Origin of the sequence: Corynebacterium sp. HMSC070E08, assembly GCF_001808895.1 — a bacterium.
Taxonomy (GTDB): domain Bacteria; phylum Actinomycetota; class Actinomycetes; order Mycobacteriales; family Mycobacteriaceae; genus Corynebacterium; species Corynebacterium hiratae.
Window position 1 is genome coordinate 110,728 of the sequence record NZ_KV794745.1, and the last position, 17,004, is coordinate 127,731.

At 62.7% G+C, this 17,004-nt stretch carries 14 protein-coding genes; 8 read left to right on the plus strand and 6 right to left on the minus strand.

Going from position 1 to position 17,004, the window contains the following annotated elements; genetic code table 11:
* Window positions 1-163: 163 nt before the first annotated feature.
* The 3 genes from HMPREF2526_RS04065 to HMPREF2526_RS04075 form a co-directional block, all read right to left on the minus strand.
* On the minus strand, window positions 164-1,192 hold the full coding sequence (locus HMPREF2526_RS04065; protein ID WP_070545992.1) for an HNH endonuclease signature motif containing protein: 1,029 nt from the start codon (window positions 1,190-1,192) through the stop codon (window positions 164-166).
* Between the two features lie 82 nt (window positions 1,193-1,274).
* Window positions 1,275-3,344, minus strand: a complete 2,070-nt coding sequence (locus HMPREF2526_RS04070) for a M3 family metallopeptidase (RefSeq protein ID WP_070545994.1) — start codon at window positions 3,342-3,344, stop codon at window positions 1,275-1,277.
* Window positions 3,345-3,396: 52 nt separating this feature from the next.
* A complete protein-coding gene (locus tag HMPREF2526_RS04075) occupies window positions 3,397-4,764 on the minus strand; it encodes a PepSY-associated TM helix domain-containing protein (RefSeq protein WP_070545996.1) in 1,368 nt (455 codons plus the stop codon).
* 705 nt (window positions 4,765-5,469) lie between these two features.
* Between HMPREF2526_RS04075 and HMPREF2526_RS04080 the strand changes: the two genes are divergently transcribed.
* A complete protein-coding gene (locus HMPREF2526_RS04080) occupies window positions 5,470-5,652 on the plus strand; it encodes a hypothetical protein (RefSeq protein ID WP_046648373.1) in 183 nt (60 codons plus the stop codon).
* A gap of 247 nt (window positions 5,653-5,899) precedes the next feature.
* Here the strand turns inward: HMPREF2526_RS04080 and HMPREF2526_RS04085 are convergent, their stop codons facing one another.
* The gene (locus HMPREF2526_RS04085; protein WP_070545998.1) at window positions 5,900-8,083 is read right to left on the minus strand and encodes an NADP-dependent isocitrate dehydrogenase; all 2,184 of its coding nucleotides are present in this window, start codon (window positions 8,081-8,083) and stop codon (window positions 5,900-5,902) included.
* Between the two features lie 182 nt (window positions 8,084-8,265).
* On the opposite strand from HMPREF2526_RS04085, the gene HMPREF2526_RS04090 reads away from it, so the two are divergent.
* The 6 genes from HMPREF2526_RS04090 (at window position 8,266) to HMPREF2526_RS04115 (ending at window position 13,656) form a co-directional block, all read left to right on the plus strand.
* Window positions 8,266-9,501, plus strand: a complete 1,236-nt coding sequence (locus HMPREF2526_RS04090) for an MFS transporter (protein ID WP_210384389.1) — start codon at window positions 8,266-8,268, stop codon at window positions 9,499-9,501.
* Between the two features lie 10 nt (window positions 9,502-9,511).
* On the plus strand, window positions 9,512-10,411 hold the full coding sequence (locus HMPREF2526_RS04095; RefSeq protein WP_049157253.1) for an exodeoxyribonuclease III: 900 nt from the start codon (window positions 9,512-9,514) through the stop codon (window positions 10,409-10,411).
* A gap of 65 nt (window positions 10,412-10,476) precedes the next feature.
* Window positions 10,477-10,668, plus strand: coding sequence for a hypothetical protein (locus HMPREF2526_RS04100; RefSeq protein ID WP_049157254.1), 192 nt, complete (start codon window positions 10,477-10,479; stop codon window positions 10,666-10,668).
* Between the two features lie 48 nt (window positions 10,669-10,716).
* The gene (trpS, locus tag HMPREF2526_RS04105; protein WP_070511442.1) at window positions 10,717-11,751 is read left to right on the plus strand and encodes a tryptophan--tRNA ligase; all 1,035 of its coding nucleotides are present in this window, start codon (window positions 10,717-10,719) and stop codon (window positions 11,749-11,751) included.
* Window positions 11,752-11,825: 74 nt separating this feature from the next.
* Window positions 11,826-12,908, plus strand: coding sequence for a YhjD/YihY/BrkB family envelope integrity protein (locus HMPREF2526_RS04110; protein ID WP_049157256.1), 1,083 nt, complete (start codon window positions 11,826-11,828; stop codon window positions 12,906-12,908).
* Window positions 12,909-12,915: 7 nt separating this feature from the next.
* Window positions 12,916-13,656, plus strand: a complete 741-nt coding sequence (locus HMPREF2526_RS04115; RefSeq protein ID WP_070546002.1) for an RDD family protein — start codon at window positions 12,916-12,918, stop codon at window positions 13,654-13,656.
* Here the strand turns inward: HMPREF2526_RS04115 and HMPREF2526_RS04120 are convergent.
* Entirely contained in the window at window positions 13,631-14,851 is a 1,221-nt protein-coding gene (locus tag HMPREF2526_RS04120) for a D-alanyl-D-alanine carboxypeptidase family protein (protein WP_070546004.1), read from the minus strand. The genes HMPREF2526_RS04115 and HMPREF2526_RS04120 overlap by 26 nt on opposite strands.
* A 39-nt stretch (window positions 14,852-14,890) precedes the next feature.
* On the opposite strand from HMPREF2526_RS04120, the gene HMPREF2526_RS04125 reads away from it, so the two are divergent.
* Window positions 14,891-15,754, plus strand: coding sequence for an amidohydrolase family protein (locus tag HMPREF2526_RS04125; protein ID WP_210384388.1), 864 nt, complete (start codon window positions 14,891-14,893; stop codon window positions 15,752-15,754).
* Between the two features lie 3 nt (window positions 15,755-15,757).
* Here HMPREF2526_RS04125 and HMPREF2526_RS04130 read toward each other — a convergent pair whose 3' ends face one another.
* Window positions 15,758-16,996, minus strand: a complete 1,239-nt coding sequence (locus tag HMPREF2526_RS04130; RefSeq protein WP_070546008.1) for a hypothetical protein — start codon at window positions 16,994-16,996, stop codon at window positions 15,758-15,760.
* Between the last annotated feature and the right edge of the window lie 8 nt (window positions 16,997-17,004).

The window sequence follows — 17,004 nt, forward strand, 5'->3', positions numbered from 1 at the left end:
GGACAGGCTTGAGCGCATGACCAGTTCCGTGAGTTAAGCCGGCACGCCGAATGCCCCGCGAGGAAGTGATTTCCTGCGGGGTACGACCAAACAGTGCTGGAAGAGTGCCCTGGCGGAGCGGGGCACACTGGTGCGCAAGATGACCTTGAGGTTTGTTGAAGCGTTAGTTGAAGGCGCTTGTGAAGACCGGCGCGGCGTCGTATGGCGGGATCCATGCCACCCGCCCGCCGATGCGATCCATGTGGCCGCGTGAGGGCGGGGCATCGGGGTCATCGTCGTTGACGCCATTATGGTAGGGGCACAGTGGCACCAGGTTGAGGATGTTGGTGGGCCCGCCGCGGGCCCAGGCCTTGATGTGGTGGATCTGGCACTTCTCAAAGGGAACCTTGCAGCCTTCCCAGGCGCAGCAAGGATTCTCTGCTGCCAAGGCGAGGCGCTGCTTGGCGGTGGCGAAGCGCTGGAAGCGGAACACATCGAGCGGGCCATGCTCGCGGCTGACCGCCACGATGACTCCCTTGTCTAGCAAAGCGCGCTCCACCAGCTGCGAGCCGGTCATGGTCGCGCCACTGGTGGTGCGGACGATGAACTCTTCGCCGTCCTTGTCGGTATTGCCCTTGAGCAGCTCGGCGTAGTCATCGAGCTGCAGGACCGCCATGGTGGCAACCTCAGTCTTGACGCCGCCACCGTCTAGATTCTCCAGGAAGCTTTCACCGGGGCGTTCCTGGTCGATGCCTTCGAAGACGCCGGTAAGCTGCAACGAGTCCGCGGTTACCGTGAGCGTGGCCAGACCGTTGCCATGCTGGGTGAGCTTGGCGCGCTCGGCATACGTGCGGGGTTTGCGCATCTGACGCAGGCGCTTGCGCGCTACCTTTTCCACCAGCTCCGCGCTGGTCTGGCACAGCTCCACCCGCAAATCCCATGCTTTGTTGTGGTCCCGAATTTTGGTCACGAAGTGCTCGATAAGCTGCAAGGTCACCAGCCCGTGCCCGCGCCGGCGCGCGGCTTCCACCGCCGTGCGCTGCTTCTTCGTCGAGGAGGTGTGCCCGAAGTAGGTGTGGTGGAGGGAGAGGAACACGGTGGCGTCGGCAGGCGCGGCGCCGAGGGCCACTAGGTCAGATTCAGACAGGCCTGCGCACTCGGCCACCAGGTCAATGGCGCGGCCGAGGGCGGCGAAGAAGGTCTGCAATCTCATACCCCGCAGCCTAAAAGCGCCCAACCCCCACTCCAAGCCCCCAACTAGCCATCCATCGAAATCTGTGGATAACTAGTCGGCACTAGGCCCCGGCGAGGCCGCGGCGCTTGAGCAGCGGCGCGACGTCCTTGTCGCGGCCGCGGAACTCGCGGTAAGCCTCCGTGAAGTCGCGAGACGCGCCCTTCGACAGGATGACATCGCGGAACTTCTGACCGGCCTCGCGCAGGTCGGTTTGCTCTTTGAACCACTCGAAACCATCGGCGTCGAGCGCTTCGGCCCACAGGTAGGAGTAGTAGCCCGCGGAGTAGCCGCCAGCGAAGATGTGGTTAAAGTAAGTCGAGCGATAGCGCGGCGCGATGAGCTCGTTATCCAGCCCGGCCGCGCGCAGAGCTTCGGCCTCAAATTCGGCGACGGCCTCCGGAGTGGCCTTGAGCTCCGCGGCCTCGGCAGCGCTCAAGGAATGCCATGCGAGGTCGATGATTGACGCTCCCAGATACTCCGAGGTGGCGAATCCCTGACCGAACTCGGAGGCGGCGGAGATGGCGTCGAGAAGCTCGTCCGGAATAGGTTCGCCCGTCTCGACGTGGCGGGCGTACTCCTTGACCAAGTTCTTATCGAGCGCCCAGTTCTCGTTGATCTGCGAGGGGAACTCCACCCAGTCGCGCGGGACGTTGGTGCCGGCGAAGGTGGGGTAGCGGACGTCGGAAAGCAGGCCGTGCAGGGCGTGGCCGAATTCGTGGAAGACGGTGCGGACCTCGTCCATGCTCAGCAGCGGCTGCGAGCCGTCGGCGGGCTTGGTGATGCCCATGACGTTGACGATGACCGGCTTGCGCTCCAGCAGTCGGGACTGCCCCACGAACTCGCTCATCCATGCGCCGCCGCGCTTGGTGGGGCGCCCGAAGTAGTCGGTGAGCAGAAGGCCGATTCCTTTATCCTCGTGCGAGTCGATATCTACGTGCGGGTCCTTATTCACGTGATTGACGTCTCCGTCAATCACCTCCCACACGCGAACCCCCTCCGCGTAGCCCTCGAGGTCATCGCGCGGGATGACGGTGATGCCGTACAGGCGCTCGGCGGCGGCGAAGACGCCCTTCTCCAGGACCTGGTCGAGTGGGAAGTACTTGCGCAGCTCCTCCTCATCGAGGGAGAAGTCGCGGGCGCGGACCTTGGATTCCCAATAAGGCCAGTCCGCGGCGCTGAAACCCTGGCCGTTGAGCGTTGCTTCCTCCGCGAGGAGCTTCTGCTCGCCTTCGGCATTGGCCGCGGCGGCGGGGGCGAGGTCGAAGAGCATGGTGCGGGCGGCGTCGGCAGTCGCGGCGGTTTCTTCGGCGATGACGTAGTCGGCATGCGTGGCAAAGCCCAACAGCTCGGCGCGCTCGGCGCGCAGTTGCACGGCCTCGATGAGCCCCGGGATGTTGTTCTCGGAGCCCCTGCTTGCCGACGCCCCATACAACCTCCCCCTCGCATCCTCCCGCGCCAGACGGCTCAGCTCCGACTGCACGGTCGGCAGCTCGAGCGGGATGACAAAACCTTCGCGGCCTAGTGCTTCGGCGTCGGCCTTGGCGGAGGCGATGCGCTCGGCGGGCAGTCCCTCGAGCTCTTCCTTGGTGAAGGAGACTGCGCGCTCGCGGGTAGACGCCATGAGGTTGCGGCCGAATTCTTCAGAGAGCGCGGAGAGGCGCTGGTTGATCTCGGACAGGCGGGCCTTGCCGGCCGCGTCGAGGTCGGCGCCCTTGCGGGCAAAGGTGCGCAGGAGGTGGTCGTGGAGGCGCTGGCCTTCGGTGTCGTCGGCAGGCGGCGTGGCCTCCTTGATGCGCGCGTAGAGCACCTCGTTCTGGTAGATCGCGTCATAGTGCGCGGACAGCCGCGGGTAGATGTCGGCGGCGATCTCCTCCATCTCATCGGTGACGTCCGTGCCGGAGAGGTTGCCGAAGACGGCCATGACGCGGTCGAGGTCCTGGCCGGAGCGCTCGAGCGCCTCCACGGTGTTTTCCCACGTGGGCGCGGCGGGGTTGTCGGTGATGGAGGCGATCTCGGCGTCGTGAAGCGAGAGTGCCTCGTCGAAGGCGGGGCGGTAGTGCTCGACCTTGATCTCCGCAAACGGTGGGAGCTGGTAGGGCAGCGTGGAAGGTGTCAGTAGTGGGTTAGTCATAAGAAACTACCGTACCTAATAAGCTCCGCCCTATGTGATGGCTTTCACTAAATTATCCGACCGGGATTGGCGTGCGTTCCCTGCGCGGGGCGGTGGCACGGTTCACAAGGGTGACATCGAGAATCAGGAACGCTGCCAAGGTGATTCCCAAAAGCGGCAGGAAGACGCCCACGGTGGCGGCGAAAAGCGCGCCCAACCCTGTGGTGGCCCAGGAGAAGTGGGCAGTCGGGAGGAAGCGCGGGCGACGTTTCCACCACATGTAGTACCCCAGTACTACGAGAGCGGCGGTGGCGAGACCCAGTGCGAGCAGCGCAATCTGCAGTGGAAGGCCGAACATGATGCCCATGTGCAGGTAGATGCCCCAACTGCTGAGCTTGCTAAACAGCGGCAGGCTGGAGAAAGGCTGGCGGTCGATGACCTCTCCGGTAGCGCCGTCGACGGAGACCGCGTCGGAGGTGGTGCGCCATTCCACCCAGCGTTCGCTGACCTGCCAGGCGGAGTTGGCGTCCTCCGGCGGGTACAGGCGCAGTGGCCCGGTCAGTCCCTCGGTGCGGCCGGTGGCGAGGACGCGCTCGGCCTCGGCAGCTACGTTCACGCTTGACCACGCCCCTCCAACCCCATGACCTTCATGTCCTTCATGGCCGGTGTGCTCATGCGTTTCAGCGGTGGTGCCGGGGAGGGCAGTCTCGATGGGGGTGGCCTTCCAGTTCATGCGCTCGACGAGGGAATCGACGTTGTCGCCGGCCAGACCTGACCAGGTAATACCGGTGGCAGACAAGCCGAGAAGCCCGATGAATATCCAGGCGCCAACAGTGGAATGCAGGCGGGTGGCCTTCCAGCGGGCAGAGCGCTTGGGCTGCTGCTGCGCTGCGTTCGCGGTTGCCTTGTTCTTCGGGCGGCGGCGAATCCACCACATATAAAGACCGCCGCAGGCCATGACCCACAGCCAGGAGGCGGCTAGCTCCGAGTAGAGTTCGCCGACCTTGCCCAGGTGGAAGCTTTCGTGCAGGGAGGAAATCCAGCGGCGCAGCGGCATCTCACCTAGGCCGGAGTAGGTGGGGTAGTCCCCGATGACCTCGGCGTTGGCGGGGTCGATGAAGACGGTGCGCTGCAGGCTTTCGTCGATGCTGTCATCGGAGACCAGCACGCGCGTCGAATCCGTGGGGCTGGTTGCCGGCCAGACTTGGGACACGGGCATGTCGGGGTGCCCCTGCTGTGCGGCCTGGATTTGTTCTTCCAAGCTTACGGGGTGCTCGACCGCCGGAACGGTCATGACGTCGCGGTACACCACCTTCTCCAGGGTGGGCGCCATGGCATAGAGACAGCCAGTCAATGCCGCAACGAGGATGAAGGGGCCGACGAACATGCCGCCATAAAAGTGGATGCGTTGAATGAAGGATCGCAGAGCCGTCCGACTCATATGTAGTGCTCTTTTCAGTGTGTACAGGTAGGGCCCGTAGTGGGTGCCTGAGGGTGAATGCTTTCGGGCACTCAAGACGGGCGATGGACAGGCGCTGATATCAACTGCACTACTAGTCGGAGGCGGTGGTTGCTTGGTTCCCGTGGATTGAAAAACTCTCTCTTTTGCTGTGCGGTGTAGCTTTTACAACCTTTGATGAGGTTAGGGGTTTGCATAAGCCGTTGTCGGACTTCAATTGATGGTCGGCTACAGAGATCTGCCAATAGGGATAGCGAGGCTAATCTCATATTGATAGCCTGAGCACATGAGCATTATGAAGATCTGCCCCCCCTGCACGACAACATAAGACTACCGCGGTAGTCATTGCTGGCGTAATGCTGGCAGGCTTTGTGAAGATTCCAACTGCGCATGCGCAAAACTACAACAATCCGTTTCCCACTGAACCCTCCGACTCTTACATCCAAGACTGTGCGAACAATCCGGCTACGTGCAAATTGCCAGAAGGAGTGGCAACTGGTGCATCTCCCGAGAAGCAGGAGGCATGGAACAGATGCTTAGTGGCGATGACCGTTGCTGGTGTTCCTGCGGGCCGGGCGGTGCAAGGAATGCTTAAGGCAATTGCGACCGGAGTTGTAGCGGGTGGCCTAAACGGTTACGCCAGTTGCGACTGGGATGCAATTCTCGCTAAGTAGAGGTGTTGAGAGCATGAAATCATTTTTGGCTGGTTGGATTTTGTCGATAGGCGCGGTACTTATGGTGGGGTATTCCTCTGCTGACTTGATGTGGGTAGTCCGGACGGCCCTACTTACGACGATTCTCTGGGTATCAGCCTATTTCATTTCTAAGAAGCGCCAGATTCAAAAAGTGGATGGCATCGACCGTAGCTGATGCTCCCATGGTTGTACGGGACGCTAGTCACCTGATTTTAGGCAGCGGAGAAATTGCCCAATGGCATCGGAGGAGGAGGGGGTGTTACACCGCCGGTAGAGCGTGAGGTGGGACCATGTCTCGCGTCACGCAGCGGCGTCGAAGGTGACTTGGTGGTTAAGGACGTCTTCGTAGGAAAACGACGGCGCCGCGCGCTCCACTACGGAGGGGATACGCGCGGCGGTCGGAAACATGACGGGAGAAAGAGTTACTTCTTCAGGCCATCAATGATGTCGTTGAAGGCAGCAACCGGGCGCATGGTCTGGTTGAGCTTCTCCTCGTTCGGGGCGTAGTAGCCGCCGAGGTCGACGGGGGAGCCCTGGACGTCGAGAAGCGCCTGCTCAATCTCGCCTGCCTTGGCCTCGAGGGCCTCAGCAACCGGCTTGAAGGCCTCCGCCAGCTCGGCGTCGTCAGACTGTGCAGCCAGCTCCTTGGCCCAGTTGAGGGTCAGGAAGAAGTGGGAGCCGCGGTTGTCGTTCTCGCCCACCTTGCGGGACGGGGACTTGCCCTCATCCAGCAGGGTCTCGGTGGCCTTGTCCAGTGCAGCGGCCAGCACACCAGCCTTGGCGTTGCCGTTGGTGTTGTGCTCGTGGCGGAAGGACTCAGCCAGGGCCAGGAACTCACCGAGGGAATCCCAGCGCAGGTGGTTCTCCTCCTGAACCTGCTGGACGTGCTTCGGGGCGGAGCCGCCGGCACCGGTCTCGAACAGGCCGCCGCCTGCCATGAGCGGAACCACAGACAGCATCTTCGCGGAGGTGCCCAGCTCGAGGATGGGGAAGAGGTCGGTGTTGTAGTCACGCAGGACGTTACCGGTGACGGAGATGGTGTCCTCGCCCTTGCGGATGCGCTCGACGGAGATCTTGGTCGCGGTGACCGGATCCTCGATGGAGATGTCGAGGCCCTCGGTGTCGTGATCCTGCAGGTACTTCTTGACCAGCTCGATGAGGTTGGCGTCGTGGCCGCGCTCCGGGTCGAGCCAGAAGATGGCCTTCATGCCGGACAGGCGGGCGCGGTTGACGGCCAGCTTGACCCAGTCCTGGATCGGTGCGTCCTTGGTCTGGCAGGCGCGCCAGATGTCGCCGGCCTCGACGTCGTGGGAGATGAGAGCCTCGCCCTTGGAGTTGCGGACCTCGACGGTGCCCGCAGCCGGGACCTTGAAGGTCTTGTTGTGGGAGCCGTACTCCTCAGCCTTCTGTGCCATGAGGCCGACGTTCGGGACGGTACCCATGGTGGTCGGGTCGTAGGCGCCGTTAGCCTTGCAGTCCTCGATCACGGCCTGGTAGACACCGGCGTAGGAGGAATCCGGGATGACGGCGAGGGTGTCCTGCTCCTCGTCGTTCTTGTTCCACATGTGGCCGGAGGTGCGGATCATGGCCGGCATGGAGGCGTCAATGATGACGTCGGACGGAACGTGCAGGTTGGTAATGCCCTTGTGGGAGTTGACCATGGCGAGGTCAGGGCCGTCGACAAGCGCGGCGTCGAAGGCAGCCTTGATCTCAGCGCCGTTCTCCAGCTTGTCCAGGCCCTCGTAGATAGCGCCCAGGCCGTTCTCGCCGTTGAGGCCAGCGGCCTCGAGCTCCTCGCCGTACTTCTCAAAGACATCAGCGAAGAAAGCGCGCACCACGTGGCCGAAGATGATGGGATCAGAGACCTTCATCATGGTGGCCTTGAGGTGAGCGGAGAAGAGAACGCCCTCTTCCTTAGCGCGGGCAACCTGCGCCTTGAGGAACTCATCGAGTGCCTTGGCAGACATGAAGGTGCCGTCGATGACCTCACCCTTGAGGACCGGCAGCTTCTCCAGCAGGGTCTGCTCGCCCTCGGCGGTCTTCAGAACGATGGAGAGGGTGTCCTCCTCCGGCATGATGACGGACTTCTCGTTGTGGCGGAAGTCGTTAGCGTCCATGGTGGCCACGTTGGTCTTGGAATCAGCGGACCACGCGCCCATCTTGTGCGGGTTCTTCTTAGCAAAGTTCTTGACCGCAATCGGGGCGCGGCGGTCGGAGTTGCCCTCACGCAGAACCGGGTTCACAGCGGAGCCCTTGACGGCGTCGTACTTCTCCTGAGCCTCTTCGTACTCCGGAAGGTCGTAGCCGGCGGCCTGCAGCTCAGCAATAGCCTTCTTCAGCTGCACCAGGGAAGCGGAGATGTTCGGCAGCTTAATGATGTTAGCTTCCGGGGTCTTGGCCAGCTCGCCGAGCTCAGCCAGGGCATCGGAGACCTTCTTGTCACCAAGGCGCTCCGGGAACTGGGCCAGGATGCGGCCGGCCAGGGAAATGTCGCGGGTTTCCACCTCGATGCCTGCGGTGGAAGCGAAGGCCTCCACGACGGGCTTGAAGGAGTAGGTCGCCAGCAACGGCGCCTCGTCGGTACGGGTCCAGATAATCTTTGCCATGGTTCTCCTAAAGAAGTTGAAAACTGTTCAACCTCACAGGATACCTGTCTTATTTTCTCGCGGTGCCGGTCCCCCTGTGACTCGCACCACCAGCGGGGGAAGTCTGTGTACTTGGCACAACCTTTCCGACTGGACTTACGAGCTCGGGAGGGGAAGTACTAAGGTCTGCCCACGTGAAACCGATGAATACCCGTATCCAACGCCGCCCCGTCCCACGCCAGACGGAAATCTCCGCGACGCGCCGCATCATCGTCATGATCGCCATGGCGCTGGGTGCTTTCGCCATCGGTACCACGGAGTTCACCTCCATGGGCCTGCTGCCGCTCATCGCGGATGATTTCGGCATTACGGAAGACACGGCGTCGGTAGTCATCTCCGTCTACGCGCTCGGTGTCGTCGTGGGCGCCCCAGTCATCGCCGCACTTACAGGCAAGCTCCCACGCCGCCGCCTCATCATCCTGCTCATCGCCTTCTTGCTCGTGGGTAACCTGCTGACAGCCCTGGCCCCGAATTACGGCGTCCTGCTGGTGGCGCGCTTCATCGCCGGTCTGCCGCATGGCGCATATTTCTCCGTAGCTAATTTGGCGGCGGCCTCGATGGCGCCGCCTGGCCGCCAAGGTTTTGCCATGTCGATGGTGGGCATGGGCCTGTCCATCGCCACCGTGATCGGCGTGCCCGCGGCCCAGGCCCTAGGCCAAGGATTGGGCTGGCATGCGGCGTACTTTTTGGTCGTGGCCATTGCGGGGCTCACGATGGTCCTGCTCTTTTTCCTCTTCCCGCACATGACGCGCATGCCGCAAACGGACATGTTTACTGAGCTCGGCGCGCTGAAAAACAGCCAGGTCCTGCTCACCGTATTCCTCGGCACCGTTGGCTTCGGCGGCATGTTCGCCGTTTATACCTACATCACGTGGACCATGACGGAGGTCGCCGGCATGGACCCGAGCCACACGTGGATTGTGCTCATGGCCTATGGCATCGGTATGACTGTCGGCAACGTCGCCGGCGGTGCGCTGGCGGACCGAAACCTGGAATTCGGCATCATCTTTGCTCTCGTCTGCATGGTCGGTGTGTCCGTGGCCTTCTACTTCCTGGCGCACAACGCATGGGCGGGCACGATTGCCTTTGGTGTCTTGGCCTTCTTCGGCTCGATTCTCGTGCCCTCCCTGCAGCTTCGCCTGGTCAACGTTGCGGGGGATGCGCAGAGCCTCGCGGCGGCCTTGAGCCAGTCGGCCCTTAATATCGCCAATGCGGCGGGCGCGGCCATCGGCGGTGCGGTCGTGGGCGCTGGGTATTCCTATAATTCCACCGCGCTGGCAGGTGCAGGCCTGGCGGTGGCCGGCTGCATCACCTGGGTCGTCACTATGTGGGACAAGCGCCGCCGGGGCCCTTCCGTGAAGATTATTGAACAGAGTTAGACTGACCGGCATGAGTTTCACCATCGCCTCCGTCAACGTCAACGGCATCCGCGCGGCCTGCAAACAGCGCAATGAGAACAACCCGGGGATGAACGCGTGGTTGGATACCACGCCGGCCGATGTCGTCCTCATGCAGGAGGTGCGCGCCAATCCCGAGCAGACCCAGAAGGCCCTGGCCCCGGCTCTGGAGGCCGGATGGAACCTGGTGCAGGCCGAATCCGCCGCCAAGGGCCGCGCGGGCGTGGGCATCTTATCGAAGCATGCGCTTGGCGACGTCTCCGTGGGCTTCGGCTCCTTCGCCGAATCCGGCCGCTTCATTGCCGCCACCGTGGAAGGCGTGCGCGTGGCCTCTTTGTATCTGCCCTCCGGCGACGTGGATTCGCCGAAGCAGGATGAGAAGTACCTCTTCTTGGATGAATTCTCTGAAGTTTTAGATGAGATGGCTGCGGCCTACCCGGAGGCCGTTATCGGCGGCGACTGGAATATTTGCCACCGCGCCCAGGACTTGAAGAACAACAAGCCCAACGAGAAGAAGTCCGGCCACCTGCCGGAGGAGCGCGCTTTCATGGATCGCGTCTTTGGCTCCTTCCCGGATACGCAGCCGCAGGAGAAGAAGGGGCTCGGGGATTGGCTCGGCGTGGTGGATTATGAGACCAAGACCGCCTGGGAGGCGGCCGCGGACCCGCAGTGGTTTGACGTCGCCAGGCGCCTGCACCCGGAGGCTGAGGGGCCCTATACCTGGTGGACCTACCGCGGCCAGGCTTTCAATAACGACGCTGGGTGGCGCATCGATTATCAAGCGGCCACGAAGTCTATGCTGGAGCGCGCGCAGCGCACGTGGGTGGAGAAGGCGCCGACGGTGGAGGAGCGCTGGTCCGATCACTCTCCTCTTCTGGTGGAGTACAAGTAGCCGAATCCAAGTAGTGGTACGATAATCCCGTCTTAACGTCCTTTTCTATTTCGCAGGAGATGCTCATGACCCGCGCAATCATCTACTTTGTCCTCGGCGCTATTCTGCTTGCCCTGGGTATCTGGTGGTGGACCATCGTCGGACCGTCCTTTGCCTTCCTTGGCCCGATCGTCCTCCAGGGCGTTGGCGGCGCGTTCATGGTGGCCGGTTTCGCCGTCATGATGGACGTCATTAGCCCGACCTCCCGCAAGATTTAATCGACGCACCGCCTCCCCGCCGGAGGCGGCAGAGTAGAGTAGTCAACCATGACTGACTCCACTTCTGCATCGACCTCCGCTTCTCGAGTCCTCTCTGGCATCCAGCCCACGGCGGACTCCTACCACCTCGGTAACTACCTCGGTGCGCTCAAGCAGTGGATTGACCTGCAAGACTCGCACGAGGCCTTTTACTTCATCCCGGACCTGCACGCCATCACGGTGGAGCAGAACCCGGAGGAGCTGCGTCACCGCACTGTGGCGGGTGCTGCGCAGCTGATCGCGTTGGGCATCGACCCGGCGAAATCTACCCTCTTCGTCCAATCCCACGTCCCCGCGCACGCGGAGCTGACGTGGGTTTTGCAGTGCCTGACCGGCTTCGGTGAGGCCTCCCGCATGACCCAGTTCAAGGACAAGTCCCTCAAGCAAGGCCAGGACCGCACGTCCGTGGGCCTGTTTACCTACCCCGTTTTGATGGCCGCGGACATCCTCCTGTATTCCCCGCACTATGTGCCGGTGGGGGAGGACCAGCGCCAGCACCTCGAGCTCACTCGCAACCTGGCGGAGCGCTTCAACAACAAATACGGCGAGGTCTTCCGCGTGCCAGAGGCCTTCATTCCGGAGGGCTCAGCCAAGATTTATGACCTGCAGGAGCCGACGTCCAAGATGTCGAAGTCGGGCGCTAACCCGAAGGGCATCGTGAACCTGCTCGATGCTCCTAAGACCTCCGCTAAGCGCATTAAGTCCGCGGTGACCGATGACCTCGGCGTGGTGGCCTTCGACCGCGAGAAGCAGCCCGGCGTGTCCAACCTGCTGGCTATCCAGTCTGCGCTGACCGGTGAGAGCATCCCGAACCTCGTGGACAAGTACGCGGGCCAGGGCTATGGCCACCTGAAGGTGGACACAGCAGAAGCGCTGGAGGCCTTCACCACTCCGCTGAAGGCACGCTACGACGAGCTCATGGAAGACCGCGGCGAGCTCGAGCGCATCTTGGCCCAGGGCGCCGAGCGCGCCACGGAGATCGCCTCCCCGCTCGTGGACAAGGTCTACGAGGCGGTGGGCTTCCTCCCCGCGCGCCGCGGCTGAGTTGGTTAGCATGATGAAGACTGTGTAGAGGACTCTGTAACTTATTTCTGTATTTCATAAAAAGGGGAAAGCCTGTGGCGCCAACGACTCAACCCGATGAGAAGAAGACCGATGACTACGGCATCGAGCGTGCTAATGCCGATGAGCCGGGCGCGGTAGATAAAGTCCGCGAGAAGTCCGGTTTTATCGACCACATCATGAAGATGCTGGACCGCTACGGCAGCCAGGGCGGAAACCAGTTCGCGGCCGGAATTACGTATTTCTCGGTTCTGGCTATCTTCCCCATCTTCATGCTCACGGTGGCAGCCATCGCCACCGTGTTGGCCAATCGCCCCGATCTCATGCAGCAACTGGAGGAGCAGATCGCGAACTCCGTGTCTGGCGATCTGGGGGATTCGATTACGCAGATTCTGCATACCGCGATTGAACAGCGCGGCGCGATGTACGGCATCGGTGGCCTGACTACCCTGTGGTCCGGGCTGGGCTGGATGAACAACCTGCGCATCGGCATTTCGGCGATGTGGATGCAGGATCCGACAGACGCTCCGGGCAACTTTGTGACCAAGAAGCTCAGCGATCTGCTGGGGCTCATTGGCCTGCTCGTGGCCATGGTTATCGCCTTCGGCGTGACGGCGGCGGGTTCCTCGGGCCTGACCCAGAAGATTTTCGAGTGGGTCGGCATCGAGTCCTTCCCTGGCATGGGCGCAGTGCTGGTTGTCGCCGGTATCGTCATCGGCCTTATCGCCAACTTCCTCGTCTTCTGGTGGATGGTGGCCTTCCTGCCGCGCACCAAGGTGCCCACCAAGTCGGGACTGATGGGCGCGGCCATTGGTGCGGTGCTCTTTGAGGTAATCAAGCAGCTGTCCACCGTCATCATGTCCTCCGCGGCGGGCAACCCGGCAGGCGCCGTGTTCGGCCCCGTAATCGTCCTCATGGTGGTCATGTACTTGGTCTGGCGCGTCGTCCTGTACGTCTCCGCATGGACGGCCACCACCGAGGAATCCCTCGAGCTGCTCGTGCCGCCCGTCCCAGACCAGGCTGTCATCCGCGTCCGCAACGAGATCCGCCAGGGCCCGAACCCGGGCGTGACCCTGGGCGCCGGTGCCGCCCTGGGCGCAGCCGCAGCTGGTGCCTGGGCCCTGCTGCGCCGAAAGTAGGGTGGGGATGCTATCAGCGTCTTTTGCCCCGAACCTGTACGAGCACTTCAGCCTCGATTCACGCGCGACCTCACGAGAACTGGGCGTGCAGTTGGCGGCTGCCGACGCTCACCTCGAAGGCCTCGGCTACCTCCCCGAAGCCCCAGAGCGCGAGGAGCTTGCCGTTGCCTCCCGCATTCTATGCGAGCCTTCCTCCCGCGCCAGCTATGACCAAAAGGTCGAGTCCGGCGCCCAGCTCACGTGGGCGCAGCTGGAGGATTACGCGACTACCGGCCGGTGGGGTGAGAGCGCGCACGCCCCAACGCCAACTCCGCCCCGCGATGATGCGCGGCGCGCCTCTCCCGGCAACCGCGTGCTCATGGCCGTCATTGACTACTTTCTCGCGGCCCTCGTGGTGTCCTTCATCGTCGGCTTTGGCTTTACCAACCCGGATGATAATTCGGTGTGGATCGTCAGCATCTCCAGCATCTTCACGGTGGCCTATTACATTTGCTTCGAGGTCCTTGCTGGCGCAACACCCGCGAAGCTCATCGGCGGGTATACCGTGCGTGATGTCACGACGCACGAGAAGCTCACCTGGCAGCAGAGCATTAGGCGCAACTGGTGGCGCGTGGCCTCCCTCGTGCCGCTCATCGGGCCGCTGATCGCCTTTTTTGGTGCCCTCTACGTGGTGACCACGATTGGCTCGAAGAACAACCTACGCGGCCAGCACGACATCATGGCTAACGCCGAAGTAGTGAAAAAGTAGCAACTACTACCACGAGGAGCGCGACGAGCCCCGCCACCATCCAGCCAATCCAGCCCTGCGAGCCTTCGAAGGACGAAGACTCCGCAGCCGCCTCCGCGGTGGCGGGCGCAGCCGGGGTGGTGGGAGCCGGGCTCGGAACCGCAGACTCCGCAGGCTCTTCCTTTCCGGCTGCGAAGTCATCTAGGTGCCCGACGCCATCGCCGGCGCGGACGTCGGAGGCTTCGTCGAGAAGCATCTGCGCCTGCTCCCAGGCGCGGAACCCATGCTCGACGGTCGTATCGAGGAGCACCGCCTGCAGGCGACGCCCATCGCGGTCGATAGCGCCGACGAAGGTATGGTGTGCGTCCTCGGTATAGCCGGTCTTGCCGCCGATGCCATCCGGGTCGTTGAGGAACAGCCCATTGTCGTTCCACAGCTCATAGCCAGGCATGTCACCCCAGCCGGGAAACTCCACGTGCTCGGTGTCGACGATGCGCGCGAAGGTGTCGTTGGCAAAAGCCGCGCGGTAAATCAGCGAGATATCCGCCGCGGACGTCGACATACCTGCCGCGTCCAGGCCCGAGTAGCTCGCCGCCACCGTCGAGCGCGTGCCAATCTCCTGTGCCTTCGCGTTGACCTTCTCCAGCGCCTCCTCATCCCCGCCAACAGCCTGCGCGAGGGCATGCGCGGCGTCGTTGCCGGAAGCCATGAGCAAACCCTGCAGAAGCTGCTCCACGGTGTAGACCCCATCGGGGCCAAGGCCGACGGCGGAGCCTTCGACGGAGGCGTCGTCAAGCGTGGCGGTGATGCGCTGGTCGAGGGGTAGCTCCTCGATGACCACGAGCGCTAGCAGCGCCTTGATGATGGAGGCCGGGCGGTAGCGCCCATTGGGATCCTTCATGGCGATGATTTCGCCGGTGTCCAGGTCACTGACCATCCACGCCGACGCCACCACGTCCTTATTGACCCGAAAACCGCGCGGAGCGGTCACGCCGCACGCAGCACCCTCAACAGCGGGCAGGGGAGTGGGCGCGACTTGGCCGGGGGAGAGTCGCTCGGAGGTGGTCGTTGGCTCCTCAGGAACGAGGGAGTGCGGGCAAGAGTCGGTATCCGGCGCGGTGGTGCGCGTGGGCGACGTTGACTCTTCCTCCTCTGCAAACGCCGGCGGCGTCGCGGCTAAGGCGAGGGCAGTCAGGATCGCGGGGACATGTTTCATAGCGTGCTTAATCCTAGACCGCGTCCTAGGATGATCCTCATGCATGACGCACCTCTGATTAGCCCCGAAAACAAAGACTCCGGCGCCGAGATTTTCGTCGGCCTGCCCAAGGTGACGCTCTTCGCGCCGTTGCCCACGGATGCTTCCACCCCAGAGGAGCTCCGCGCGGCCACGCACGCTGTTGTGCAGGCGCTTGCCGACGACCACGTGGTCTACGCCGAGCTCCGCCTGCGCCCCAGCGTCTTCCCCTTCGACGCGGCCGAGGCCCTCGCCGCCGCGCAGGAAGGACTGGACGTTCCTGGAATCGATGCCCGGCTCATCGCTGAGGGTGATGCCAGCGAGGCCGCGGTGGGCGTGGCGCTGACCGAGCTGTCCGCGGCTGAGAAACTCCGCGCGGATTTCATCCCGTGGGAGCGCGATGTCGATTCTTATGAGGATGCCGTGGCCGCAGTGCAGGCGGGTGCCACGCGCTTGGTGCATGCCACCGATCTCGTCGATGACTTCAGCGCGGATCTCGACGGCGTCCGCCCAGGCAAGGCATCCGCGTGGGTGCGGGATCGCCGCATCGCGCTGACCTTCGCGCCGCTGGAGGAGCTGCCCGCAGAGGAGTTGGCTGATCACCCTCTGCCGCTGCTGCAGCAGCTCGGCTTTACCTGCACGGTGGCGGGGGAGAAGCTCAGCGACGTCTTCTTGGCCCTGAGCGAGACCTTTGGCTATGGGCTGGAGGAGTTCTTCGACCTCACCATCAAGGCGATTGAGAACTCTTTTGCCAGCGAAGAGGACCGCCAGCGCCTCATCGAGCAGAAGATTCTGCCCGCGTACGAGGAGCTGGCGGATCCGGAATTCGCGGAGGACGCTTCCGAGACAGAAGAAGCGGAAGAAGAGACTGAGTCCTCCGACTAGAAACTAAAAGCGGGAGAAGCGCTTCGTCAGCATCTCCTCTAGGCCCTTCCAGGACTCCGCGTGCTCGGTGTAGGGCTTGGAGGGAACGTAGCCTGCGTGCTCGGTGGAGCCGAGCATGTAGCCCAGGTAGTCCTGGAATCGCGGGTTCTGCAGCATGTAGGAGTTGATGGAGTCATCCCCGGACCAGTCGGCGGCATCAGCGCAGACCTCGTAGCAGCGACCCATCTGATCCGTATCGACCGCCTCCGGGCCCTTTTCAATGTCACGCACGATGCCGTTGAAGTTGTACTGGTTATCCGGGTGAACCGTGACCTCCAGCTCACCAGCGTTCGCCGCGGCAACGACCTCCTCCCAGGTGGAGACCTTGGCCAAGTCGTGGTCGTCATTTTCCATGATCCAGCGCACGAGCACCTTGGAGCTGGGGAAGGTGAAGATCTCGCCCCACTTGCCCAGGAACACTGGCTTGCCGTCGAGGTAGGTGCGCAGGGTGTAGACAGTCCTTTGGTCGGCAGTGATCTTTACCGGGTCGATGCCTGCGGCTGCCCACGGGGAGCTGTCATAAGGATCTGCCGATTGTGCGGCGGCCTTGCGCTCTTCCTCGGCCTTTTTGCGTGCTTCCTCCGTTGCTTCGGTGGCGGAGGAGATCCGGGTGGCGGCGCTTGTGGTTGCATCCTGGGTGAAATCAGAAGAAGGAACGACCTTGACCACCTTGTCGAGGTCTTCGATCACTGCGCGCCAGTTGCTGTGGATAACGCGGCCCACGCCGGACCACTCGCTCATGCCCTGGTCGCCGGCGTAGTGATCTGCACCGCGGGCAGGGTTGCGCAGGATGGAGTGCGAAGCGAAGAAGATGACGGTGTGCTCGGCGCCGCTGACCTCTGCCAGCGAGTGCGCAATCTCCAAACAACGCGCGACCGTGGAGACGTTCTCGTGGCTCGGGCGGCCAGCGAGGTACTTCGGCATGCCGACGAGGTCGTACACGTGCTTCTTTTCAGGAACCACGCGGTCCGCCGCTTGGGAGTTGAACACTTCCCACTTGGGGTGATCGAGCAAGTCATGCTTCGTACCAGACTCGAGGAAGCACAGCATCTCGGCTTCCGTTTTAAAGAGTAGGACAGACTCGTCATCACCAAGAAAGGCCTGCCACTCGGAGCCGTTCTGGCGCCACTTTGGCGCCCATAGGGTATAAAAATCGCCCTCGGAAAGGGAGAGTTGGATAGGGACAATAGCGCGGGTGTTCATGGGGAAAC

What these genes read in the sequence shown, in the direction of transcription:
- HMPREF2526_RS04095 (WP_049157253.1), top strand. Translation starts at nt 9,512, where the DNA reads ATGAGTTTCACCATCGCCTCCGTCAACGTCAACGGCATCCGCGCGGCC.
- trpS (WP_070511442.1), top strand. Translation starts at nt 10,717, where the DNA reads ATGACTGACTCCACTTCTGCATCGACCTCCGCTTCTCGAGTCCTCTCT.
- HMPREF2526_RS04130 (WP_070546008.1), bottom strand. Translation starts at nt 16,996, where the DNA reads ATGAACACCCGCGCTATTGTCCCTATCCAACTCTCCCTTTCCGAGGGC.
- HMPREF2526_RS04120 (WP_070546004.1), bottom strand. Translation starts at nt 14,851, where the DNA reads ATGAAACATGTCCCCGCGATCCTGACTGCCCTCGCCTTAGCCGCGACG.
- HMPREF2526_RS04080 (WP_046648373.1), top strand. Translation starts at nt 5,470, where the DNA reads ATGAAATCATTTTTGGCTGGTTGGATTTTGTCGATAGGCGCGGTACTT.
- HMPREF2526_RS04065 (WP_070545992.1), bottom strand. Translation starts at nt 1,192, where the DNA reads ATGAGATTGCAGACCTTCTTCGCCGCCCTCGGCCGCGCCATTGACCTG.
- HMPREF2526_RS04070 (WP_070545994.1), bottom strand. Translation starts at nt 3,344, where the DNA reads ATGACTAACCCACTACTGACACCTTCCACGCTGCCCTACCAGCTCCCA.
- HMPREF2526_RS04115 (WP_070546002.1), top strand. Translation starts at nt 12,916, where the DNA reads ATGCTATCAGCGTCTTTTGCCCCGAACCTGTACGAGCACTTCAGCCTC.
- HMPREF2526_RS04125 (WP_210384388.1), top strand. Translation starts at nt 14,891, where the DNA reads ATGCATGACGCACCTCTGATTAGCCCCGAAAACAAAGACTCCGGCGCC.
- HMPREF2526_RS04090 (WP_210384389.1), top strand. Translation starts at nt 8,266, where the DNA reads ATGAATACCCGTATCCAACGCCGCCCCGTCCCACGCCAGACGGAAATC.
- HMPREF2526_RS04075 (WP_070545996.1), bottom strand. Translation starts at nt 4,764, where the DNA reads ATGAGTCGGACGGCTCTGCGATCCTTCATTCAACGCATCCACTTTTAT.
- HMPREF2526_RS04100 (WP_049157254.1), top strand. Translation starts at nt 10,477, where the DNA reads ATGACCCGCGCAATCATCTACTTTGTCCTCGGCGCTATTCTGCTTGCC.
- HMPREF2526_RS04085 (WP_070545998.1), bottom strand. Translation starts at nt 8,083, where the DNA reads ATGGCAAAGATTATCTGGACCCGTACCGACGAGGCGCCGTTGCTGGCG.